22 protein-coding genes and 1 pseudogene are annotated in these 24,276 nt (G+C 33.7%); 15 read left to right on the top strand and 8 right to left on the bottom strand.

Translation table 11 applies throughout. The features are described from left to right. Window positions 1–26 precede the first annotated feature (26 nt). The gene (locus AC1Q8N_RS22510) at window positions 27–536 is read right to left on the bottom strand and encodes a DUF3916 domain-containing protein (RefSeq protein WP_048543882.1); all 510 of its coding nucleotides are present in this window, start codon (window positions 534–536) and stop codon (window positions 27–29) included. Window positions 537–538: 2 nt separating this feature from the next. Beyond that, on the bottom strand, window positions 539–1,381 hold the full coding sequence (locus AC1Q8N_RS22515) for a LysR family transcriptional regulator (protein ID WP_048543881.1): 843 nt from the start codon (window positions 1,379–1,381) through the stop codon (window positions 539–541). Window positions 1,382–1,465: 84 nt separating this feature from the next. Between AC1Q8N_RS22515 and AC1Q8N_RS22520 the strand changes: the two genes are divergently transcribed. Next, on the top strand, window positions 1,466–2,698 hold the full coding sequence (locus AC1Q8N_RS22520; protein WP_098078014.1) for an MFS transporter: 1,233 nt from the start codon (window positions 1,466–1,468) through the stop codon (window positions 2,696–2,698). Between the two features lie 109 nt (window positions 2,699–2,807). Here the strand turns inward: AC1Q8N_RS22520 and AC1Q8N_RS22525 are convergent. Further along, window positions 2,808–3,043 (bottom strand): annotated as a pseudogene (locus tag AC1Q8N_RS22525) (hypothetical protein). Window positions 3,044–3,305: 262 nt separating this feature from the next. Here AC1Q8N_RS22525 and AC1Q8N_RS22530 point away from each other — a divergent pair. From AC1Q8N_RS22530 to AC1Q8N_RS22545, 4 genes are all read left to right on the top strand, one after another. Continuing rightward, complete coding sequence (locus tag AC1Q8N_RS22530; protein ID WP_098078016.1) at window positions 3,306–4,433, top strand: serine hydrolase domain-containing protein; 1,128 nt, start codon at window positions 3,306–3,308, stop codon at window positions 4,431–4,433. Window positions 4,434–4,711: 278 nt separating this feature from the next. After that, entirely contained in the window at window positions 4,712–5,869 is a 1,158-nt protein-coding gene (locus tag AC1Q8N_RS22535; RefSeq protein WP_098642891.1) for an agmatine deiminase family protein, read from the top strand. 378 nt (window positions 5,870–6,247) lie between these two features. Next, the gene (locus AC1Q8N_RS22540) at window positions 6,248–7,198 is read left to right on the top strand and encodes an agmatine deiminase family protein (RefSeq protein ID WP_098078239.1); all 951 of its coding nucleotides are present in this window, start codon (window positions 6,248–6,250) and stop codon (window positions 7,196–7,198) included. A gap of 48 nt (window positions 7,199–7,246) precedes the next feature. Further along, a complete protein-coding gene (locus AC1Q8N_RS22545) occupies window positions 7,247–8,068 on the top strand; it encodes a MerR family transcriptional regulator (RefSeq protein WP_098078023.1) in 822 nt (273 codons plus the stop codon). A 54-nt stretch (window positions 8,069–8,122) separates the two neighbouring features. Here AC1Q8N_RS22545 and pepF read toward each other — a convergent pair whose 3' ends face one another. Beyond that, window positions 8,123–9,910, bottom strand: a complete 1,788-nt coding sequence (gene pepF / locus AC1Q8N_RS22550) for an oligoendopeptidase F (RefSeq protein WP_098068269.1) — start codon at window positions 9,908–9,910, stop codon at window positions 8,123–8,125. A gap of 117 nt (window positions 9,911–10,027) precedes the next feature. Beyond that, entirely contained in the window at window positions 10,028–10,819 is a 792-nt protein-coding gene (locus AC1Q8N_RS22555; RefSeq protein ID WP_098078025.1) for an arylamine N-acetyltransferase family protein, read from the bottom strand. Between the two features lie 214 nt (window positions 10,820–11,033). Here AC1Q8N_RS22555 and amyS point away from each other — a divergent pair, with 214 nt between their 5' ends. Next, window positions 11,034–12,575 carry an alpha-amylase gene (gene amyS / locus AC1Q8N_RS22560; protein WP_098078028.1) on the top strand — a complete coding sequence of 514 codons (1,542 nt, stop codon included), beginning with the start codon at window positions 11,034–11,036 and terminating at the stop codon, window positions 12,573–12,575. Between the two features lie 94 nt (window positions 12,576–12,669). On the opposite strand, the gene betA is transcribed toward amyS, so the two are convergent. After that, window positions 12,670–13,299 (bottom strand): collagen-like exosporium glycoprotein BetA, encoded by a 630-nt coding sequence (gene betA, locus AC1Q8N_RS22565; protein WP_098078030.1) that lies wholly within the window; start codon window positions 13,297–13,299, stop codon window positions 12,670–12,672. Between the two features lie 622 nt (window positions 13,300–13,921). Between betA and AC1Q8N_RS22570 the strand changes: the two genes are divergently transcribed. The 3 genes from AC1Q8N_RS22570 (at window position 13,922) to AC1Q8N_RS22580 (ending at window position 17,225) form a co-directional block, all read left to right on the top strand. Beyond that, on the top strand, window positions 13,922–15,823 hold the full coding sequence (locus AC1Q8N_RS22570) for an endonuclease MutS2 (RefSeq protein WP_098848093.1): 1,902 nt from the start codon (window positions 13,922–13,924) through the stop codon (window positions 15,821–15,823). Between the two features lie 6 nt (window positions 15,824–15,829). After that, the gene (locus AC1Q8N_RS22575) at window positions 15,830–16,354 is read left to right on the top strand and encodes a GNAT family N-acetyltransferase (RefSeq protein WP_098078035.1); all 525 of its coding nucleotides are present in this window, start codon (window positions 15,830–15,832) and stop codon (window positions 16,352–16,354) included. A gap of 160 nt (window positions 16,355–16,514) precedes the next feature. Beyond that, entirely contained in the window at window positions 16,515–17,225 is a 711-nt protein-coding gene (locus tag AC1Q8N_RS22580; protein ID WP_048543858.1) for a histidine phosphatase family protein, read from the top strand. Between the two features lie 50 nt (window positions 17,226–17,275). On the opposite strand, the gene AC1Q8N_RS22585 is transcribed toward AC1Q8N_RS22580, so the two are convergent. Continuing rightward, window positions 17,276–18,241: a quinone oxidoreductase family protein gene (locus tag AC1Q8N_RS22585; protein WP_098078038.1), complete on the bottom strand. Its 966-nt coding sequence runs from the start codon at window positions 18,239–18,241 to the stop codon at window positions 17,276–17,278. Window positions 18,242–18,363: 122 nt separating this feature from the next. On the opposite strand from AC1Q8N_RS22585, the gene AC1Q8N_RS22590 reads away from it, so the two are divergent. The 4 genes from AC1Q8N_RS22590 (at window position 18,364) to AC1Q8N_RS22605 (ending at window position 21,582) form a co-directional block, all read left to right on the top strand. Continuing rightward, complete coding sequence (locus AC1Q8N_RS22590) at window positions 18,364–19,257, top strand: LysR family transcriptional regulator (RefSeq protein ID WP_098078040.1); 894 nt, start codon at window positions 18,364–18,366, stop codon at window positions 19,255–19,257. Between the two features lie 300 nt (window positions 19,258–19,557). Next, window positions 19,558–20,070: a DUF2690 domain-containing protein gene (locus tag AC1Q8N_RS22595; protein ID WP_000473763.1), complete on the top strand. Its 513-nt coding sequence runs from the start codon at window positions 19,558–19,560 to the stop codon at window positions 20,068–20,070. A gap of 16 nt (window positions 20,071–20,086) precedes the next feature. Next, window positions 20,087–20,563, top strand: coding sequence for a DUF2690 domain-containing protein (locus AC1Q8N_RS22600; RefSeq protein ID WP_048543851.1), 477 nt, complete (start codon window positions 20,087–20,089; stop codon window positions 20,561–20,563). A gap of 257 nt (window positions 20,564–20,820) precedes the next feature. Beyond that, window positions 20,821–21,582 carry a CPBP family intramembrane glutamic endopeptidase gene (locus AC1Q8N_RS22605; RefSeq protein ID WP_098848091.1) on the top strand — a complete coding sequence of 254 codons (762 nt, stop codon included), beginning with the start codon at window positions 20,821–20,823 and terminating at the stop codon, window positions 21,580–21,582. Window positions 21,583–21,797: 215 nt separating this feature from the next. On the opposite strand, the gene AC1Q8N_RS22610 is transcribed toward AC1Q8N_RS22605, so the two are convergent. After that, window positions 21,798–22,286: a DinB family protein gene (locus tag AC1Q8N_RS22610; RefSeq protein ID WP_098078043.1), complete on the bottom strand. Its 489-nt coding sequence runs from the start codon at window positions 22,284–22,286 to the stop codon at window positions 21,798–21,800. 183 nt (window positions 22,287–22,469) lie between these two features. On the opposite strand from AC1Q8N_RS22610, the gene AC1Q8N_RS22615 reads away from it, so the two are divergent. Beyond that, entirely contained in the window at window positions 22,470–22,946 is a 477-nt protein-coding gene (locus tag AC1Q8N_RS22615; protein ID WP_116443069.1) for a DinB family protein, read from the top strand. Window positions 22,947–23,164: 218 nt separating this feature from the next. Next, on the top strand, window positions 23,165–24,202 hold the full coding sequence (locus AC1Q8N_RS22620) for a DUF4003 domain-containing protein (RefSeq protein ID WP_098078045.1): 1,038 nt from the start codon (window positions 23,165–23,167) through the stop codon (window positions 24,200–24,202). Window positions 24,203–24,276 lie beyond the last annotated feature (74 nt).

Genomic DNA, 24,276 nt, shown 5'->3' on the forward strand with positions numbered 1-24,276 from the left:
AAGCTTTTCATTTGAAAGCTCCCCTTTTAAGATAACTCTCCAACAAACCAAATCTCTTTTTCATCGATTGTATTCTCATCATAAATGACTTCTTGAAAGTGCAACATTTGGGCAGTAGGGCAAATTGAAATTCCCCATGTTTCCCAAAAATCAATTTCATTTGAAAGAGGAATCCATGTTTGAAATTCATTATTTCTATTGGGAAAATTTTGAAAGTAGTCATCGTTTTTAAATACGATAATTTGCGATCTCCATAAATTTTCTATAGAAATTAAAACAACAACTCGATATGTATGTATATCGCTCGGTTTTATTTTTATTAAATGATTTGCTTGATTTAATAAGGTTTGTATACACAATCGTTTTACTTTTCTAGGTATTTTACATGAATTGATAAAAGATTGGGAAACTGGTAATAGCATATACCAATATTCATCGTTATAGAAAGCAGAAGGGAACGTTTTTGTATGTTCCTCAATGCGTTTAATCATAGTGTTTGTTTTTCGTTTCATACCACGTATTTTCTTTTCGCGCATTGTTAAATCATCTCCATAAATTTTTGTAATGCAGCTGATTGATATATATCGTTCCTAGTAATAAAAGTAGTAGGAACTTTTTTGAATCTATTAGGTAAAGGATTGAATGATAAGTTATGTGCATGACCACTTAAAATTGATTTCATCATAATTGCTACGCCCATATTTGATTTTACACAGGCGAGTATTGCTTCAATTGTTCCGAACTCTAATATTCGTTTAGGCGAGATGCCTTCTTCTTGAAGCCAGTCTTCTAATAAACTTCTATAATAGCAACCTTGACTAAAAGCGAGTAAATTCATATCTTCTATGTCTGTAAGAGAGGGTAAAGGTTTTTTACTAATGAGAACTAATTCTTCTTCACGAAATACACTTGTATGAAGTTCAGCGTGCTGAGTAGAGCCAGCTATAAACGCTCCGTCTAGTTTTCTTTCTAACACTAGCCTAATTAGTTGTTCGGTCGTATTTGTTTCTAAAATCAATTCGACTTTTGGGTGTTTCTCATAGTAGGCCGTTAATATAGAGGGAAGCCTTACCGCAGTTGTAGATTCTGTACATCCGATTTTCAACGTGCCCTTTGGCTCAGTTCCATTACTTTGAACCGCTTTTATAGATTGATCCATTAAGTGGATAATTTGTTTAGCGTATGTTAATAAAATCTCACCGTTAGAAGTTAAAGTTACACCTTTTCCGTTACGGTAAAATAAAGGCACACCTAATTCATTTTCTAGTTGTTTCATACGCATTGTTACGCCTGATTGTACATAGTTCAAATTTTTAGCGGCGTGAGAAATATTATTTTCCTTCGCAACTTCGTAAAATACAGTTAAATCTTTTATGTCCACGTATCATCCCTTCGAAAGGTATCAATTTTTTTGATGGATTATATGATGAATATTTATTTTATATGATATCAGAACTTTCATACAATGGAAGGGGTTGGAGGGATGATTGTGTTAATCGAAGAAAGGATGAAAAGTACTTATAAGTGGATGATGTTAATTGTTGCGACGATTGTTCAAACAACAGCGACACTTATAACGTATGGTGTTGGAGTTTTGGTGTTATTTTGGAAAGAAGAATATGCGCTTACGAATATGGAGAGTGGATTGTTAGTAAGTGTTGTAAATGTTGGACCATTATTTTGTATGCTTTTTGTTGGGCGGCTACTTGATCAATATAATGAAAAGTTGTTAATTTCTATAAGTTCATTTTTGCTAGGAGGTTCGCTTTTACTAACTAATATAGTAAGTGGATTTAATGGACTGTTATTTGTACTTTTATTAGTAGGAATGTTTTATAGTGTTTCCCAGCCAGGAGGAAGTAAAGTGATTTTAAAATGGTTTCCAAAAGAAAATCGTGGATTAGCGATGGGAATAAGGCAAGCTGGTATACCGATTGGTGGCGCATTAGCGGGAGTTTTAATCCCGTTTCTTACAATACAATATAATGTGACTTATGCGATAAATAGTATGGCATGCATTTGTATAATTGGAGGTTTATTATTTTTTATGTTTTATAAAGAGCCATATGTCCAAGAGAATGTAAGGAAAGAATATATTAAAAATTCTTTATGGATGCAGCTAAAAGTAGTGATATGCAAAAAAGAGTTGTATCCAATTTATATAACGGGTATTTGCATGATTTCATTGCAAATGGTGTTAGTTGGGCACTTCATGAAATTTTTAGTAAGGGAACAATCCATTACATCTATTGAAGCTGGAACAGTATTTTCAGTGATGTTCTTTTCTGGAATGATTGGCCGTGTTGTATTAGCAGCTAGTAGTGATTTGTTTTATAAGGGGAATCGGCGCACGCCATTATTTATAGCTGTCTGTGCTTCTATCGGTTTGATTCTATTGTTAGTCATGAGCATACATACAGTAACGAGTGGATTATTGTATGGTGTAAGCGCATTGTTAGGTTTCTTTTCGATTGGATGGTTTAGTCTTTTTATTGTCGAAGTTGCTGAATTGGCAAGTGAAGAATGTGTTGGAATAACAGTTAGTTTGGCACTTACATTCAATCAAATTGCGATTATTGTTGCACCTGTTTTATATGGTTATATTGTAGATGAGAAAGGGTATACGTATGCGTGGTTATGTATAGTGGTATTATTAAGCATCTCGGCAGTGAGTTTATATAGTAAAAACAAAAAATAAAAGAAAGTTAGCAATGTAAATTTTTTATGAAGAAATTCTAAAGAAATGCCGAATGTGCGACATTTCTATTTTATATGTTATATAATCAAAAAATAAATGAGATTCGTTTTCAATGACGTTCATTGCCCCTTTTGAAATTACCTGTTACTTTAGCCATAATGAGTTGTTTTTTTGTATCGTTATGTTATGTGCATGATTTATTTTGTTTAAAAATTTTTCAGCATCATTTCCTTTTAATATTTTAATTTATTTTACGTAATATTCAGTTAAAACTATGTTATTTTTTGTTACTCTGTAATGGAACATCATATCATTTAAACGATTGTGTTTATCGGTATTTTTCATCGTAACAACTCCATTTCTTATTATGTGTAACAAATGTTACATAAGCTGTTGAAATTATAGTAGGGTGTATCCGATTGTAAGGTGGAAATTTTACAAGAAAGAAATACAATAGAGAGTAGCCAAAAACTGAATATGAGAAAAAGGAATCTAGTTTAATTAGGTGAATAATAGATAGGTAATATTATAAAGTATTTGAAAATTAACATATATAGAATAGAATGGATGCGCGTTAAGTGAAACTAGATAAAAGAGGGTTCCTATTATGCTAAAGAAATGGTTAATTGTTTTCTTTATTTTTGCTATTTTTTGTGGGAGTGTCGTTGCACTAATGCATGCAAATAAAGGTAAGAAATATGATATAAAGGCATTTTCTAATGTGAATAGTAAGCAAAAGAGCGATATGCAAGAAGTTGATGCAAATGAGAAAAAGCGCTATGAAGTTGTAGCTGGAAAACTAGATCAATATTTAAAAGATAAAGGATTTAATGGGAGTGTTCTTGTAGCCAGTAAAGACCATGTAATTTTACGAAAAGGTTATGGGTATGCGAATGTGAAAGATAAAGTAGTAACAACGCCAAGAACGAAATATCGCATCGGTTCAATTACGAAAACAGTCGTTGCAATATCTATTATGCAGCTAAAGGAAAAAGGGAAATTAAATATTGAAGACAATGTAAATAAGTATATTCCATCGTTTCCGGCAGATAAAAACATTACGTTACGAAATCTATTAACACACACATCCGGCTTGCCAGATCAAGGACAAGGTAGGGTGGATGCGGGGTCACGTTTAAAGTTAGTAACGTGGATTGGAGCGCAAAAATTGCAATTTCCTGCAGGGACAGGCTGGAAATATACAGACTATAATTATATGGTGCTTGCATATATTGTAGAAAAAATTACGAATAAACCGCTCGCTGAATACATCAAAGAAAATATTTTTACTTCTGCTGGCATGCATGAATCTGGAATGGGGGCGACTCTCCCAGAAGATATTTTTTTAGCAGAAGGTTATACGAGAAAAGATAATGAATTAATAGCTGCACCCCGCTTAAAAATGAACTGGTTGTATGGGTGTGGTGAAATGTATACGACTGTTGAAGATATGAAAAGATTAGATGAGGCAATAATGGATGGAAAACTGTTATCTAAACAAAGTGTATTAGATATGTTTACGGCATCACCTGCAAGAAAATATGGATTTAGTTTCTATACGTATCCAGATTATTATCATAACCACGGCGTATTGGCAGGGTGGAATACTTTTAATAATTTTAACTGGGATAAAAAAACGTTTGTCATATTATTCTCTAACGTACAAAATGGTATGGATGATGCATTTAATCAAGAGTTTAGGAAAATGGCGAGTGATTTAATAGAAGCAAAATAATGATTTTTAAATCGGTATTGATATGAATTTATCAATACCGATTTTTTTTTGAATGTTCAACGAAGAAGTAACTATGAAGGGGGAATAGTAGAATAATTTTATTTAGGAAGTTAAATGATATGAATGTTAAATATAGGAAATCTGCTGCGGGAAGTTTATCTATTCGTATTGAATTTATGAGGAAGATTAATTGGTGAATTTTACATTGATAAAAAAGCTTGAGCTTAACACTATGTGAAGCTTTACATTATTGGAGACAAGAACAGGAGGTTTACAAAATGAAAAAAATAGTAAAGTTTTGCTTAATGGCTACATTATCTACAACGATTATTAGTGGATGCTCTTTTGAGGGGAACAATGAAAATGCTACAGGGAAAGAGAGTGAAAAAGTAGAGGTACAGAAAAAAGTTGGAAAATATACGATGCCAGATGAAAAAGATAAGCATGAAGGTACTTGGCTGCAATGGCCTCATGAATACACATATGGTGAAGAGTATAAGCAGGAAGTTGAACCGATTTGGGTTAAGATGGCAAGTGCTTTAACCGAGGGTGAAAAAGTCCATATTGTTGCATACGATGAGGAAGAGAAAGAGCGCATCAATAATCTTTTAATAGATAAAGGATTGAATATGGATAAAATTGATTTCTTTATCGCTCCTACTGATGATGTATGGGCAAGAGATAGTGGGCCGATTTTTGTTTATGACAATAATAAAAATCTCAAAATATTAGATCCGGCATTTAATGGTTGGGGAAAGAAAACTCCATATAAAAATGATGCTCGTGTACGTGAAAATGTTAGTGAACAAGTAGGGATTGAAAGGATTGATTGGGGGAATTTTGTCCTTGAAGGCGGTGCAATTGAATTAGACAGCAACGGTACAGCGTTATTAACTCGGAGTGCTGTAACAAATAAAAATAGAAATCCGGATTTATCAGAAAAGGAAATTGAAAAATATATAAGTGACCTTGGAGTAACAAACTTTATTTGGTTAGATGGAGTACCTAATATAGATATTACTGATTTTCATATTGATGGATTTGCTAAATTTCATGGTAAATCTACCATTGTAACGATGAAAGAAGATGACCTAGCCGAATGGGGATTGTCAAACAAAGATATGGATACATTGTTAGATGCAAAAAGTGCGTCAGGGCAGAAATATAAGTATGAATACTTACCTCTTAGTAAAGAGAAAGTTATTTTAGAAAATGGAAAAGCTCTCGATTATAAGGGATCGTATATTAATTATTATATTGGGAATACAGTGGTATTGGTGCCTAATTATAATGATCCGAATGATAAAATCGCAAATGATACGATTCAGAAGTTATATCCAGGTCGTAAAGTAGTTGGTATTGATGTGAGGGAGCTTTATAAAAATGGTGGCATGATTCATTGTGCTACACAGCAACAACCGATTCAATTGAAGTAATTGATTGAAATTTAGTAACATGCGGACAAAATAGGTACATTGTTACTTTTACCTATTTTGTTATGTTTTATTTTTCGCCAAAAAGGAGTAACAGCATTGAAAGAAATAGTATTAACTAGCTTTATAATGATAGGGTTTATGATTCTATTATTCAATTTCATACTTTCATATAAATTTTTAATATTGTATTTTAAAATCCCGTCAAGAGTCAACTTTCCGCTCAACTACAGGGATATATTTTTTATATAAATATATAATATTTCTCCGTGCTATAATCCATTCATGAAATGTGCACGTTTCGAAAATTGTTATGAAAGAGAAATAGTTGGCAAAGTGAAATTAGTTATTCAGCCATTATTAAAAAGCGAGGTAAATAATATGGAACAAAAACAAAATGGAATTATTTTTACTGCAATACCAGATAAATCAAATGAATATTATCGTCCATTTTATGAAGACCTGGTTTATTTTAATGAATACTTAAATGAACATAAATCTTTTACTGATCAACTTGTTTCTTTATCTGTTGAAGAGCAAGACTTTCAAACAAGCTTTTTTGAGTATGATGATATTTGGCTAAGAGATGTTGCACCAGTTGTCACAAATCACTTAGTTAAATTTAAATATGAACCGAATTACTTACCGAAAGATCAATGGCGATATTTAGATCAACAATTTAATAAATGGTTGAAAAAGAACGAATTTGAATATGTGAAGTCTCCATTGATATTAGACGGTGGAAATCTTATTTGGAATAAAAAAGATACTGTTATAGTAACGGAACGCATATTTGATGATAATGATGATTGGACGGAAGAAGAAATTATAGAGCAACTAGAATGGGATTTAGATGTGGGCCGAGTTATTATTATTCCTGCTGAAGAAGGGGACGTACTCGCACATGCAGACGGAATGGTTAAATTTATTGATGAGCATACGATGTTTATTAGTGATTTTTTAGGGGATCATGAATTTAGATATAATGTTCAAGAGATGATTCAAGAGCAAATGCCAGAAGCTAAATTTATAGTTGTTCCATCGTCATATACAGAAAAGGGACAATATGATGAAGAAATAGCATCGGCAAAAGGGTTGTATATAAATATGTTAGAAACATGTGATACGATTTATGTTCCTAAGTTTGGATTAGCTAAAGATAGGGAAGTTTTACGATATATTCAACAGCATACGGAGAAACAAGCTATTCAAATTCATGTAGGAGAAGTATCGACAATGGGAGGTGCAATAAATTGTTTAACGTGGTATTGTCCTCGTCATTTATTACCTTCAAAAATGAGGAGATTGAACAATCAGAATGAAGATTTTTGATTGGTTTTAAAATAAGCTTATAAGAAAATGTATTCAAGGGGTAAGTATATGTATACAATTACTGAGTTTTCACGGATTTGTAAAATGAGTACACGGATGCTAAGGCATTATGACAAAGAGGATATATTAAAACCAGCATATGTGAACCCGGAAAATGGGTATAGATATTATGAGCAAGGACAGTTAGAAATAGCGTTGGAAATAAAAAAGTTAAGAGAGTATAAGTTCCCTCTACCAAAAATTAAAATCATTTTGCAGTCATCAGATCAAGACTCGTTTGTGAAACATATGCAAGCACAAATTATAGAGTTGTCTCACGAAGTGAAGCGAAATTTACAGGTTATTTCAGAAATGAATGAAATGGTAAATGTGAATAATGGCCTGTATATTGCTCGCCATAGAAGTTACGATATATTAATTGGAATGAGAAATGAAATAATGGTAATTACTCAAAGGTTACAAATAAATATAGATGATATGGATGATTATTTTTATGACTTATATGAAAAGGTACAAAAGCATAATTTTCCAATAGTCGGTTCGCCTTCTACAGTTTTTTATGATGAAGAGTATATCCCGAATGAAAGCGATATTGAATTAAGAATTCCAATTTTGTATGAGAACGATAAAGACGTAGTACAAGGATCCGAAATAAAAAAATTAAATCCGCATCAAATTGTTACTACTATGCATTATGGAAGTTACGACTATATAGGTTACGCGTATATAGCGTTAGAAAAATGGATTGAAAGAAATAGTTATGTAATAGAGGGGTCACCATATGAGGTTTACATTAAGGGACCTGAATGTGATTGTTTAGTAGAGGAGTATGTGACACAAATTTGTTTATTAGTGATGAAAATAGACTGAGAATAAAGTAACCGAAAAGAAAAAAGCATGCAGAGTATATACTCTGCATGCTTTTTATAATGCTGAAAACTCTTCAACAAGTGAGTTGAAACGATTTAGTGCACTTTCAATCGGTTCTGGCGTAGTTAAATCAACACCAGCTTTTTTCAGTAGATTTAATGGATAGTCCGAACTTCCACCTTTAAGGAATTCAATATAATGTTTTTGAGCATTTGGATCGCCGCTCAATAACTTATCAGCAATTTGGATTGCAGAAGCGAATCCAGTTGCATATTTGTATACGTAAAATGGACGATAGAAATGCGGTATTCTAGCCCATCCATATTGTACTTCTTCGTCAAATACGAGGGAGTCGCCATTATACTCTCTAAACAAGTTTTCATAAACTTCGCTAAAGACTTGAGCATTTAATGGTTTACCTTGCTGCGCCATTTCATGTGTGATTTTTTCAAACTCAGCGAACATAATTTGTGTAAAGAAAGTGCCTTTAAATTTGTCGATAAAATGGTTTACTAAATGGTTACGTACATTAGCATCTTTTGCTTCTTTTAATAAATGATGAATTAGTAGCACTTCATTTACTGTAGAAGCGACTTCTGCAACAAAAATAGTATAGTGTGCAGAAATTCTTGGTTGGTATCCGTGTGAGTAGTGCGTATGCATACCGTGTCCACATTCATGAGTAAGAGTGAAAAGGCTATTTAAATCATCGTGATGATTTAAAAGAATGAAAGGATGAACACCGTATACACCAAAGTTATAAGCGCCGGAACGCTTTCCTGGCGTTTCTCTCACGTCAATATAACGTTTATCTTTAAAGCTTTTTAATGTTTCAATATATTCTTCACCTAATGGAGCTAGTGATTCAATCATGATGTCAAACGCTTTGTCATATGGAATGTCTTGTTTTACACCCGTTACTAAATCAACGCTCAAATCGTACTGGCGTAGTTCATCTACATGTAATTTTGCTTTTCGAAGTTCATTATAAGTATGTAGTGATTGAATATTTTTTTTCGTCGTATCAATTAAATTTTCATATACTTCTTTTGGAACCATGTCGCCAAATAATGATTTTTCTAAAGCTGATGGATAGTTTCTTAGCTTTGAAACAGTAACATTATTTTTAATAGCAGCAGATAAAGTAGAAGCGATAGAATTTTTTAATTGAACGTATGGTTTGTAATAAGCTTTATAGGCTTCCTTACGTTTTTCGCGATTCTCATCTTCTATTAACTTTGCATACATTCCGCGTGTTAAATTTACTTTTTCTCCATCATCATTTGTAATTTCACCAAATAGTATATCTGCATTATTTAACATGCCGTATGTATGCTGAGGAGAGGAAAGTGCTTCGCCCATTTGTGATAAAATCTCTTCTTGGTCCTTATTTAATACGTGTTTTTTATAACGGTATAATTCAAATAAGTCTTCTTTATAATATTGTAAGCCTTCTGCTTCTTCTATGTAAGAATGTAATGTGTTTTCATCTACGCTAAGTAAGAATGGGGAAAAGAAAGATTTAGCCGCACTTACTTTCACGTGTAATTGTGATACTTTATCGACAAGAGATTGAGCGTCAGTATCGCGCGTATCAAGATCAGATTGTAATCGTGCATAAGCGAACATTAAAGATATTATGCTAGAAATTTCTTCGCTCTTTGTTAAATAGGCTAATAAACTATTGCCATCGTGAATATGTCCATTAAACTCATGTAATTCTTTCGTTAATACTTCAATTTTATGAAAATCGCTTTCCCAATCTTCAATTGTATGATAAATATCCGTTAAATCCCATTTCTCTTTATCATCTACTTGTAGTCGATCTTTAAGTTCAGTCATAATCATTTCCTTTCTAAATATGTAGTTATATTCCTATATAACTATGAAATACAACAAATTGCAAAAAATCCCTGCCGGAAAATGAAAAGCCTTGCTAAAATGGCAAGGCTTGAAAAATTATAACGTAATTCCGAATTTTGAATGTAAAAGATTTTTATATTGCGCATTTGTAACATTTTCTTTCGTTTTTTTACCGTTTTTCGCTATTGTCAGACTATCCTTTGTTAAAGATGCATGCCCATCTGCAGTTAGTTTTACAATAAGAGGTACTTTGTTAAATGGTGAGCCCTCATGTTCAACAATAATTTTTTGTGCCGCATTTACTTTTTCTTCATTCACTTCTTCTATATGAAATGCATAGCCTAACGTCCAATCATCAGTAGAAGATTGATCCAAAAACTCATTATTTTTACGCATCTCTAACATGTAGTTTCCTTTTTCGGTCATTTCTTTACGAATACGATAATCTCCTGTAACGGAGTGAATGACTTCACCTGAGAAAGGGATAGGAGCAAGAGGTAAGTATGATCCAAATCCTACTTCAATTAAATAAAGTTCATTACGATGTGTTAAAACAGTTGCGATGTGTCCAGAATCAACAGCCCATATACAATTTGCTGCATTGTACACTGTTCCTGAAACGAGATGAACATCAAATCCAGCGTCTTTAAGGAAGTAGTACATAGTAGGATTGAGTTCATAACAAAGACCACCACGGTTGTTTACTAAAATTTTTTCTTTTAAATTTTCTTTTGATATTTCTGTAAAGTTGTTTTCGAGTATATTTAAGTTTTCAAAAGGGACAGTTTGTGCCATCGCGTACATAATGTTAGGTAAATCTTCAAATGAAACTTTGTCTTTTTCTTCTATATGTAATCGTGCAAAAAATTGTTCTTGAAAGTCGGTCATAGAAATCCCTCCGTCATGCTTTTATAGATAAATTGTAAACAATCTTAAATAAGATGTGAAATAAAACTACTTTGAAGTATTTGTTAAATATGTGAAGTTAGACTAAAAAATAATGTGGGAGAATGAGAGATTGCTACTTTACTAATTGTAGAACGAATATTATAATAATTCCGATAAACTATGCAAACGTTTTCTAAGGAGGAATGGTTTAAATATGTTAAAAAAAATAACAGTAGTCGGCTTGTCGGTTGTTTTGTTTTTACCTAGTATATATGGGGAGAGTAAAGCGTATGCAGATACGGTTAACAATGGAACGTTAATGCAGTATTTTGAGTGGTATGCTCCAAATGATGGGAATCATTGGAACCGCTTGCATTCAGATGCTGGAAATTTAGCTCAAAAGGGAATTACATCTGTCTGGATACCGCCTGCATATAAAGGAACTACGCAAAATGACGTAGGATATGGAGCATATGATTTATATGACTTAGGGGAATTCAATCAAAAAGAAACGGTACGAACAAAATATGGAACGAAAGCACAATTGAAATCTGCAATTGAAGCTTTACATAAGCAAAATATCTATGTATACGGTGATGTAGTTATGAATCATAAAGGTGGAGCAGATTATACTGAAACTGTAACAGCTGTTGAGGTAGACCGTAACAATCGAAATATTGAAGTATCAGGTGATTATGAAATTAATGCATGGACAGGGTTTAACTTTCCAGGGCGTGGGGATGCTTATTCTAATTTCAAATGGAAATGGTATCATTTTGACGGAACGGATTGGGATGAAGGAAGGAAATTAAATCGAATTTATAAATTTAGGGGTATAGGTAAAGCATGGGACTGGGAAGTGTCTAGTGAGAATGGAAATTATGATTATTTGATGTATGCAGACCTTGATTTTGATCATCCAGATGTTGCGAATGAGATGAAAAATTGGGGGACGTGGTATGCGAATGAATTAAATTTAGATGGCTTTCGTTTAGATGCTGTTAAACATATTGATCATGAATATTTACGCGATTGGGTAAATCATGTCAGACAGCAAACGGGGAAAGAAATGTTTACGGTGGCTGAATATTGGCAAAATGATATCCAAACTTTAAATAATTATTTAGCGAAAGTCAATTATAATCAATCTGTATTTGATGCACCACTGCATTACAATTTTCATTATGCTTCAAAAGGAAATGGGAATTATGATATGAGAAATATTTTAAATGGAACAGTAATGCAAAATCATCCTGCACTCGCAGTTACTCTTGTTGAGAATCATGATTCGCAGCCTGGTCAGTCATTGGAATCTGTAGTAAGTCCGTGGTTTAAACCGTTGGCATATGCATTTATTTTAACTCGTGCAGAGGGCTATCCTTCAGTTTTTTATGGTGATTACTATGGGACAAGCGGAAATAGTAGTTATGAAATTCCAGCGTTAAAAGATAAAATTGATCCGATTTTGACAGCACGAAAAAACTTTGCATATGGTACGCAGCGTGATTATTTAGACCATCCAGATGTGATTGGATGGACAAGAGAAGGTGATAGTGTACATGCTAATTCTGGTTTAGCGACATTAATCTCTGATGGACCGGGAGGATCAAAGTGGATGGATGTTGGAAAGAATAATGCAGGGGAAGTATGGCACGATATGACGGGTAATCAAACAAATACTGTAACAATTAATAAGGATGGATGGGGGCAGTTCCATGTAAGTGGAGGATCAGTTTCCATATATGTTCAGCAGTGAATTGTTAATAGAAAAGAAGAGGTAGACTGAAATATAAGTTTTCCTCTTCTTTTTATATTGTTATCATTCCTAAATCGTTATTTTAATAAATGAACTAGTCGACTTTTGAGACAACAAGGGATGCGTTGGAATAAATAATGTCACCCGTGGCTTCTCTTATTCGTACTCGAAGAACATCTCCTTGGTTTAAAGATAATAGATCAGTTCTGGCGGATGTAGCTCTTACCCCAGGACCACCACCAACTCGTGATTCAATTGCGAATTGAATTGAATCGTTTATTGTAAGATTTAATATACTAGACGAAATAGCTTGTATCACAAATACGATTGAAAACGATACTGAGTATACACCAGTAGTATTAATTGTAATGGAGTTGTCTACTGGATTTAGAGTAGTTCCACTAACAGGTCCTGGAATGGTGAAATTAACATTTGTATTAACTACTGCTGAAAAACCGATACCTATTTCAGAAGTTATTGTTCCAAATACGGGGAGGATCCCTAAACCTGTTGCTCCAGTGGGACCAGTTATTCCAATTCCAGTAGGCCCTGTCCCCCCAGCGGGACCAGTTATTCCAATTCCGGTAAAACCTGTCGCACCGGTAGGTCCTGTGATTCCAGTAGGCCCGGTAGGGAATATAAATGGTGGAATTGGTGGTAGTGTGGGGCCAATTAAATCTGGTTCAAGAGCAGGTCCATGTAAAATAATATATTGTTCGCTCATATAGTAACCTCCTATGATTGCTTGTCATAAATATTAAATGTATTAGGGGAAGTAAATGACATTCGCAATAGCGGAGGCACTTGTTTGATTTTTTCGCAGTGAAATGAAAGTTGGATATAATTCAAGTGTATGACTTGATATTTAAATGTATAGATGCGTATTAATTAAGCATGACACCTTTACTTCTCACAAAACATATAGTATGATGATTTCAGTAAATTAGATTTCAATGACTATAATATAAATTAATGAGAGGTGCTTTTTGTGAGTGCGGTAGGTACTAAATAGGAAAAATTTAATGAAATAAATCGGATAAGAACAGGGGATTTTTATGTATATCATACCCCTAATTTTGTCATGGATTTATTTCGATACCTATGAAGATACCTACAATACTTTATAAAGCGTGTAATAATGGGATTGCCATCTGTTTTTTATGGCTTATTTCCTCATATGTTATTACACATGCCTTGTAAATGTAAAAGCTGCGGTATCCCCGCAGCTTTTTTGTATATATTTTTAATGTATAAAAATGGTAATTAAATCGTGTAGGGCTCATTGGAATCTAATGGGTAGGTATCTTCATTTATGATAAAAATCAATCATAGTGAGGAGAAACAAAATGAATACGATGACTTTTGAAAAATTACAATATAACGAATTGAAGGATATAGTGAAATCTTATTGTGTAAGTGGATTAGGTAAGGAATTATTAAATAAATTAGAACCGAGTACGAGTATAAAAGTAGTGAGGAATCGCTTGAATGAAACGACGGAAGCACGAGCTATAGTAGATGCAGAAGGGCATGTTCCTTTTTTCGGTATTTCAAATATTGCTAGTACAATTCAAAAATTAGAAAAAGGGATGATTTTAGATCCTGAAGAGTTAGTAAGTGTTTCAGACTTTTTACGTGGCTGTAGAAAGATTAAAAAATTTATGTTAGATAAAGAATTTTTTGCGCCAGTATTAGCTTCTTATGCAAATTCAATGACTGAATTTAAAAGTATTGAAGAGGAAATTAATTTTTCCATTAAAGGAAATAGCATTGATGCAGCTGCTAGTAAAGAGCTAAAACGAATTCGAAATAACATTGATTCGGTAGAAGGGAAAATAAAAGAACGTTTAACGAAGTTTTTAAATAGTAGTGCAAATAAGAAGTATATTCAAGAATTCTTTATTAGTAAGAAGGATGATAGGTATACGATTCCAATTAAATCTTCTTATAAAAATCAAGTTGCGGGAAGTATAGTTGAAGCGTCTGCTAAAGGTTCTACTGTATTTGTAGAACCGCATACGGTTACAAAGTTAAACGCGGAACTCGCTAGTTTGAAAGCAGAAGAAGCGATGGAAGAGTATCAAATTTTAGCGACTTTATCAGGGATGGTAGTAGAAAATATTTATCATATAAAAATTAATATGGAATTAATTAGTCAGTATGATATGGTATTTGCAAAAGCGAAGTTTAGTAAATCAATCGATGGAATAGAGCCGGAATTAAATGATCATGGCTACATTCGTTTAGTAAATTGTAAGCATCCGCTTTTAAGTGGAAAAGTAGTACCGTTATACTTTGAAATTGGTCAAAACTACCGTAGTTTAATTATTACAGGACCGAATGCGGGCGGGAAAACAATTGTATTAAAAACAATCGGATTGTTAACTTTAGCGACAATGTCAGGCTTGCACATCGCTGGAGATAAAGAAACAGAAATTGCTATTTTTGAAAATGTGTTTGTAGATATTGGTGATAATCAAAGTATCGAAAATGCACTCAGTACATTTTCATCTCATATGAAAAATCTATCTGAAATTATGAGGATGTCAAACAATAATACGTTGCTATTATTTGATGAAATAGGAAGCGGGACTGAACCGAATGAAGGGGCAGCACTTGCAATCTCTATTTTAGAGGAGTTTTATCTTGCGGGATGTATTACAGTTGCGAGTACACATTACGGTGAAATTAAACGCTTCTCAGAAATGCACGATGATTTTATGAACGCAGCAATGCAATTTAATAGTGAGACACTAGAACCGCTGTATAAATTAGTGATCGGTAAATCAGGTGAAAGTAATGCGCTTTGGATTGCGAATAAAATGAATGTAAGAGAACGTGTACTACAAAGAGCGAAAGCGTATATGGAAAATAAAGAATATGCGCTAGAAAAAGTGAATGAAAGTAAAATTAGAAAACCGAAACTTGTGCAAGAAAAAAGAGAAAATCATTACGAGTACAAAATCGGCGATCGTGTAAATTTATTAGATCATGATGATTTTGGTATTATCTATAAGGAAATAGATAATTTCTATAACGTCGTTGTATATTATAACGGTGAATTTGTTGAAGTAAATGTAAAACGTATTACTTTAGAGGTAGCAGCAAAAGAATTATATCCAGAGGGATACGATTTAAATACACTATTTGTCGATTATAAAGAAAGAAAAATGCAACATGATATTGAGCGCGGATCGAAAAAAGCGCTTCGTAAAATCCAAAAAGAAATAAGAAAGAATAGAGGGTAATATAGAGTGGTAACGATTAGGCAAGAACAAAAAAGCGATTATAGAAAAACAGAAGAAGTTGTAAAAGAAGTATTTTTAAATGAAGAGTATAGTGATAAAAAGGAACATGAACTTGTAAAGCGTATTAGAGAATGTGATGCGTTTGTTCCTGAGTTATCTATTGTTGCGGTAGATGAGGAAATAGTCGGTCACATTATGTTATCGAAAATTACGATAGAAAAAGATGGAGCTTCTGTAGATTCATTAGCGCTTGCGCCAGTATCAGTTGCTAGGGGCCATCAGAAAAAAGGAATTGGCGGTAAACTTATTGTAGCTGCGTTAGAAAAAGCAAAAGGCCTTGGATACGGGTCAGTTGTAGTATTAGGCCATCCAGAGTACTATCCGAAATTTGGTTTTAAGAAAGCAAGTGAGTGGAATATAAAAGCACCATTTGAAGTACCAGATGAAGTGTTTATGGTGATGGAACTGAGAGGGAATGCTCTTGAAGGTGTAGAAGGAGTTGTTGAGTATTCGAGTGCATTTGCTGAGTAGGAGTATCGGTTAAAAAAATGTAATCATAAAAGATGCTATCTTTTTGTAGGGATATACAGAAAGATAGCTTTTTTATTAAACAAATGCACTTACGTATATTTTGCTCAATGAATAATTAAGATGGTAAAATTGATATAGAAATGTAAAGGGAGAGAAAAGAATGAAGAATCGAGAAACAGATAGCAATGAGAATGTAGTTACGTTATATGTTACAAGACACGGTAAAACAATATTAAATACGAATCATCGCGCGCAAGGTTGGGCAGACTCTCCGTTAGTAGAAAAAGGTGTGGAAGTTGCCTCTAATTTAGGAACGGGATTAAAAGATGTTCATTTTATGAGTGCATATAGTAGTGATAGTGGCCGAGCGATTGAAACTGCTAATTTAGTATTAAAATATAGTGAGCAATCAAAATTGAAACTAGAGCAAAGAAAAAATTTACGAGAATTAAATTTTGGTATTTTTGAAGGTGAAAAACTTGAAAGTATGTGGGATATGGTTGGAAAAGCTGCGGGCGTTACATCACCAGAAGAACTTATGAAGTTTTCTATTCAAGAAGTGATTAATCTGATTAGAGCAGCAGACCCTACAAAACAGGCGGAAGATTGGGAATTATTTTCTACGCGTATAAAAGCAGAAATTGATAAAATTAGTGAAGAATCTACTAAAAGTGGTGGCGGTAACGTTTTAGTTGTCGTTCATGGGCTTTTGATTACTACCTTAATCGAAATGTTAGACAGTAGCAAAACAAAACTTGGAGTAGAAAATGCTAGTGTGACGAAGATTATATATCAAAATGGAACATACACAGTCGAGTCGGTTGGAGATATGAGTTATGTTGCAAAAGGGAAAGAAAGTGTGGAAATATAAAAATAAGAAAAGGAAGATAGAGAAATCTAGCTTCCTTTTTATTTTATGAATTATGGGATTAATAAAATCTTCCCTGTGCTTTTTCGGCTCTCTAATAATTCATGAGCACGGGCACCATCTTGTAAAGAGAATGTAGTAGAACTTGCGATCTTTAATTTTTCGGTCGTAATCCATTCGAATAATTGAGAGGAGCGTTCTTTTCTCTCTTCATAAGATGTAAGCACGTTCCAAAGGTCTCCGCCAGTTAAAGTTTTTGAAGTATCCATAAGCATACGCGGATCAACGGGAGCAGGATTACCGCCAGCCATTCCGTAAAATACGACAGTACCACCAGTTTTAGTAGCGCTAAAACTTTCCTCTAGTGTAGAACCTACTGATTCATATACAACATTTACTCCATCACCGTTTGTTATTTCAAGTACTTTCGCAGGCCATGCTTCCGTATATAAAAATACGTGATCAGCACCAGCTAATGTAGCTATTTGTGCTTTTTCTTTTGATGACGTGAGGCCGATTACCTTTCCGCCTAGTAGTTTAATGATTTGAATAAGAAGTTGTCCAACACCACCAGCTGCGGCATGTACTAAAGCTATATCACCTTGTTTTATTTCATAGCTATCTTTCGTTAAATAATGTGCTGTTAATCCTTGTAATAAGACAGAAGCGGCTGTTTCAAAAGAGATAGAATCTGGAAGCTTAATTGCTTTCTCCGATGGAACAGCAACTAGTTCTGCATTTGCAAAAGGTACATCAGCAAATACGATACGGTCTCCAGGATTAATATTCGTAACGTCAGCTCCTACTTGTTCAACAATGCCGGCGCCTTCATAACCTAATATATAAGGCGGGTTACCAGCGAGATGATAATCACCGCGGCGTCTATAAATATCAGCGAAGTTTAATCCGATTGCTTTCGTGCGGATAAGAATTTCATTTGGATTTATGATTGGGTCATGTATTTCTTTAAATTGTAGTACATCTGGGTTTCCGAACTGTTCGAAACAAAGTGCTTTCATATGGAATACCTCCATTTTATTGTTTGTCGATGCTCTTTATCATACAATACAAATATCAATAGACAAAGAGGATTATTTCGATGAAATCAATCGGAAATATCGATTGAAAAGAGGGACGATAAATGGAGATAAAACAATTAATTACATTTAAAGTAGCAGCGGATACTTTGAATTTTACGCAAACTGCGAAGAAATTAAACTTTGCTCAATCGAGTGTGACAGCGCAAATTAAAACGTTAGAAGCTGAGCTAGGTACGCCGTTATTTGAAAGATTAGGAAAACGTCTTTTCTTAACTGAAGCAGGTAGGAAGTTTCAACTATATGCCGACAAGATGATTGCGCTCAGCAACGAAGCGAAAATGGCTGTGAAAGATGATAAGGAAATAGCAGGTACGTTAATAATCGGTGCGCAAGAGAGTCAATGTACATATAGGCTGCCATCTATATTAAAGAGGTTTAAAGCGCAATTTCCTCAAATAAAGCTTATATTTAAACCAGCACATTCCAATAAAGATGTGAAGGAACAATTGATGGAGGGAAAAGTCGATCTTGCCTTTATTTTGGACGAATGTAAAACAGAAGATGCTTTACATGTGGAGCCGCTTATGAAAGAAGAATTAAAAGTAGTAGCTGCTTCAGGGCATCATTTACTCGAGCAAACTTCCGTTTCTATAAAAGATATAGAAACGGAAACACTTTTGTTAACAGAACTTGGTTGCTCGTACCGAACTTTATTTGAAGAGCTATTTCGTACAGAAGATGTGTATCCAGCAAATAAAATTGAGTTCGTTAGTGTCGAGGCAATTAAACAATGTGTTATTGCAGATTTAGGAATAGCAGTTTTACCAGCAATAGTAGTAGAAAAAGATATACGAGAAGGGACGATAGAAGAGTTACATTTAGAAAGTGCAATCTCACCGATTTATACACAAATCGCTTGGCATAAAGATAAATGGATGACAGTGCCGCTGCAACAATTTATTGATGTGACGAGGGAGTTTTTTACAACGGATTAAGTGGAGAAATATTTGATTTATATAAAAGAAAAAATGACAATTTTGTATAAAGAACCGATGCTTGAGTGAAATAAGTATCGGTTCTTTTATGTTTTAAATAAGGATGCAATAAAATGTGTATTTCTCAACTTTTTTTCTTAGACGGATAAGTAAATTTCTTCGTATATTCCAATAACTATAAGGGAATTTACAACGTTTATTCGTTTCTGTAAGATGCCTCTAGGAAGCATGAAAGGAGGGCTTACATAGGGGATAGATTGTCTTTATGATACGTACTTATTTTGAAGGAGGAGATTTACAATGTTTAAAAAGTTAATGAAAGTATGTGTGTTAAGTGTAGTGAGTGTAGGTGTATTATTTAGTTTTCAAGGAAGTACATTTGCAGCTACTGATTTAAGTAGTTATTATGACGGGAAAAATCCAGCAACAACGAAAGTATACGGAGGTAGTACAACGTGTGATGCAGATGGATTTAATGCAAAGTCTACAGCTGTATATGAAGGGAGTAAAAAAGTAGGGACAGTGTATTTACGTTATAGTAATAAATGTCATGCAGCATGGTCTAAGCTTGTTTTAGATCAACCAGCACCTTCTGTTTCTGGGGGAATATATGCTTACGCCGTTATTAATAAATATAAAAACGGTGTATTCCAAAAATCAGTAGATTCTAATAGTGGTAATGGAGCAATAAAAACAGGTCAAACGAGCACTTATACAGGAATGGTATTTGATTTAACTGCTGATTTTGGTTATACAGCTGATGCCGAAGCGGTGACGATTAATAATGGTTACGGGAAAACTGGACGCTATTAAAAAGGAGCGGATTGCTATGAAACTTTTAAAAAAGCTAAGCGCATGTTTTTTTCTATCTTTGCTCGTTTTAACTAGTATGTTTAGTATGACTGGTAATGATAAAGCATATGCAGAAGACCATTCATATGATGGGAAAAGTCCTTACTATAATAGTTGTGACCAATCCGCAGTAACGAAAGAAAAGAAGTGGATTGATTCCAATTCTTATGTGGAATTAAAATTTAGCACGACGTGTAAGACAGCATGGGCAAAAGTTACAGTAACTCGTGCAGCAGTATATAATAACGAAGCTGATGCAAGAATCGTAAGAAAAACAGATGGAAAGGCATATACTTGTGGGAGTACTGGAGGAAATGGTGTTGTAAATAAAGGGCAAACATCATGCTATACGCCAATGGTATATGATTTAGATCCAAGAAAGGCACAGGCGCAAGGGAAACATGCTATTCCGAATAGTGACGCATATAATTATGCGGAGACTATTTGGTATTGATCATATTATAAAAAATTTAAGATAGCATATTTAAAGAGCATGTTTTGATTGGGTTTCAAAGCATGCTCTTTGTTTATTCAGGATTAATGAATAGTAAGACTCTAACTTCAGACCTCAACTGAATTAAAGCAGGTAGCGGGATTGTTTGTAAAGATCTAATTGAGTATAGATGCTTCTTTGTGTTTTGGAATAATTTAACATAAAGTATTTTCTTTCATCCAAATTTATGCTGTAATTAAAACAAAGGAGGCAAGTAAATGGGGAAAGAAATTAAACGATATGTAATGTGCACTTTAATATTTACATGGATACTATGGGGGCTATTAATTAACTTAATAAAATTTAACATTACGACATTTGGTACACCGCTAGCGATGATAGTATTTGTTTTTGGGGGAATTATGCCGGCAATCGTTGCAATTAGCTTAAAGAAAAAATATGGATCAAAAGAAGAGTTCAGAGTGTTTATAAAAAATGTTGTTAATCCTAAGTATCATTTTTTATGGTATATTCTAATCGTTGTTTTGGCTTTTATTAGTTGTTATCTGCCAATAATATTTGGTGGAGCAACGATGCAAAAACCATTATACGTGGCATTACTTAGTTTTCCAATAATGATCGTTGGTGGTGGTCTTGAAGAAATCGGATGGAGAGGATTCTTACAGCCTGCCCTTCAGAAAAGGTTTTCGGCATTTTTTAGTACGATTATTGTGAGCTTTATATGGGCTATTTGGCACTGGCCGTTATGGTTTATTCCGGGCACGAATCAAACTCAAAGGGATTTTATAGCTTTTATAATTACGACAATTGCCATATCGTTCTTATTAACTACAATGTATAACGCAACTAAAAGTATTTTTATGTGTCTAATTTTCCATGCGCTTCTTAATTCTTTTTGGAGTGTGTACGTGCCAAATGATAAAGTGTTACCAGCATTTTCAACTTTTATTTTCGGAATTTTCGTATTTATTTTGTGTAAAGTAATAATGAAAAGAAAGAATCCCTTATTGATTAGGTAATTGAAATAATAAAAGGAAACATATTAATATATTTTTTATGGATGTGAAACTAATTAATAAGAATACGACACAAACATAATTAAAATATAATACAAGTTTGTGCCGTAAAAAAATTTGTAAAACTATAAACAACATTAAAAAGAATGAAGAGCTTTTCCATATACATAAACAACGTTAACGACAGTTCTAGTAGTTCATTTGTTAAAATAATCGAATTAACTAAGGTCTGTATCAGGAGGATTGTATCCAAGATGACGAGCCATTGATACAATTTGTCCTTTATGATGAAACTCATGTGTCTCTGTATGAGTTAAAAGCCATAGCGGTGTTGTACTCCAAGGTTCTTTTTGCCATTTCACTTCATTTGCTATATTTTCGAGCCAGCGGTCATTGTATTCATCTAAAAATCGTTGTACAGTCTCATCTACTAACTTAAATCTAGCACGGACTTTCGTGATATCTGCATGCTCAATTTCATAATCACTAGCAAATGAAAAATCCGCTCGCTTTTGCTTGAATGCGAATGATCCAAGCCAGTATCGATAGCAATCGGCTACATGAATATGTGTCTTTATAATGCTACCGCTCCCGAAATTAGGAACAGTGCTATGTAATTTTTCTAATGGGATTTCTTCCAAAAACGAAAATAGAGTTTCTCTTGTAGAGCTAATAAGATTATATTGTTGTTTTAAAATATGTAACATGTAATTGACACTCCTCTATTATTTACTAAACTAACTTTGTAGTAGGTAATTCTATATTTATTAGGGTGAACCTTTTAAATATTTTTACTAAGCATATTAGATGTATTTCTTCATTGTTTCTGATAGATTAAACAAGGTAAAACTTTAATGAGTTGAACATTTTTAGTTCATAATAAATGGTACATGAAGAAGGAGAACGATCAAATGAATAGACTAGTTGGCTTAAAACAATTTGAAATAACGCGCGGGGCATTACTTAAATTTATGGAGACGCTAGACGATAAAACTGTGGATACGCAGCCAGAAGGTTTTAACAATACAATTCGTTGGCATATCGGTCATGTATTAACGGCAGCAGAAGTTTTCATGTTTGGAAAAGAATTCAAACAATTACCAACTGAATATCCAGGTATGTTTGGGTATGGATCAAGACCGTCTAAATGGAAAACAGAAGGACCATCGTTAGAAGTGTTAACGGCTCAATTAAAAGAACAAGCGAAACGTATTAACGAAATTCCAGCAGAAGCATTTGAAAATAAACTGCCAGAGCCATTCCTAGGATTGGAAACGGTAGGGGAGCTTTACGGTATGATGCTTTATCATGAAGCTGATCATATTGGACAAATGAAGGCGATGGAACGTATTATTAAAGCTCTTTAGTTGTAATTGCATGTAAAAAACGAAATTACACCTGTATTGTGAAATAATATAACGACAAAAAGGATAGATAATTTATTATCTATCCTTTTTGTCGTTGAGCTTAAAGGGGCATAAGCAATTGCAATCTTGATACTGATAAAATAGGAATAGTTATTATATTTGTTTTACATAATAGAAAAATATTGAAGATAATACAGAATTAAGGTTGCGAAACCTGCATGAAATATAAGTATAATAAAAGAGAAGAACTAGAAATAGGGGTGAATACTATGATTACATTAGAACAAAAGTTGGAGCAATACACACATACGTATACACAGTTAAAGCGAGAACTAAAATGGAAAACGAGTGATTCTCGAACAGGTATGATGATTGCTGCTATGTATACAGGTAGTGATAAATTGTTTAATCTCGGACGTTTTTTAGAGATTAGTAGTTATATTAAAAATCAAGTAGGGATGTTTTCATACTTAAAGTCTTATCATCGCTTTGTGGTGGCCGCAACTTTAGATATTCACTTTACAGATTACAAGAAGGCTTTTCGAAAGTTTTTAGATTTATATGAACAATTGGTTGCTGGTGGTTTTAGTCGGAGTATATTTACTTATCTCGCAGCATCTGTGCTTTTAACAGAAGAAAATGAACAGCATGGCACGCACATTCAGCGTTCGATGCAAGTATATAAACGTATGAAAGAGGATCACCTTTTTCTTACAAGTACAAATGATTACCCACTTGCAGTTTTACTAGCAGGACAATCAGAGAATGTAGAAACACTTATGGACCGAGTGGAACGTCTGTATCAGAAACTAGCGAAAGCTGGTTTGCGTAAAGGGAATGATCTTCAGTTTTTAAGTCATATCCTTTCACTAAAGAAGGATGTTCGTGAAGAAATGTTAGTTGCAACATGTACAAACATATGGAACTCGTTAAAAAAAGAAAAGGTAAAAGTGAAACAGATGCATTACCCAGCCATAGGGCTACTAGCGTTACTTGAGGATGGAGAAAAAGAGATTCATTCTATTAAAGCGCTGATTGAAAAATTACAGGGGGAGAAATTATTCCGTTGGCATACAGACGCGAATATTCTTATTGCTATTCAACTGTTCGTAAGTCAGAAAGGTGAGGAAAGTAAAGCTACTAACACAGGTTTACAAACAATGATAGAGGTCCTCATACAAGCACAACAAGCAGCTATGATGGCAACGATTGCCGCTTCATCTGCAGCAACATCTTCTGCTAGTAGTAGCTCATAATGTGTAACTCCTTTAATAAGGAAGGTAGAAAAGCCCATCACTCTCTAATGAGTGATGGGCTAACTATTTTTTAC

This window comes from Bacillus sp. GW823-FHT06B01 (genome assembly GCF_058952315.1).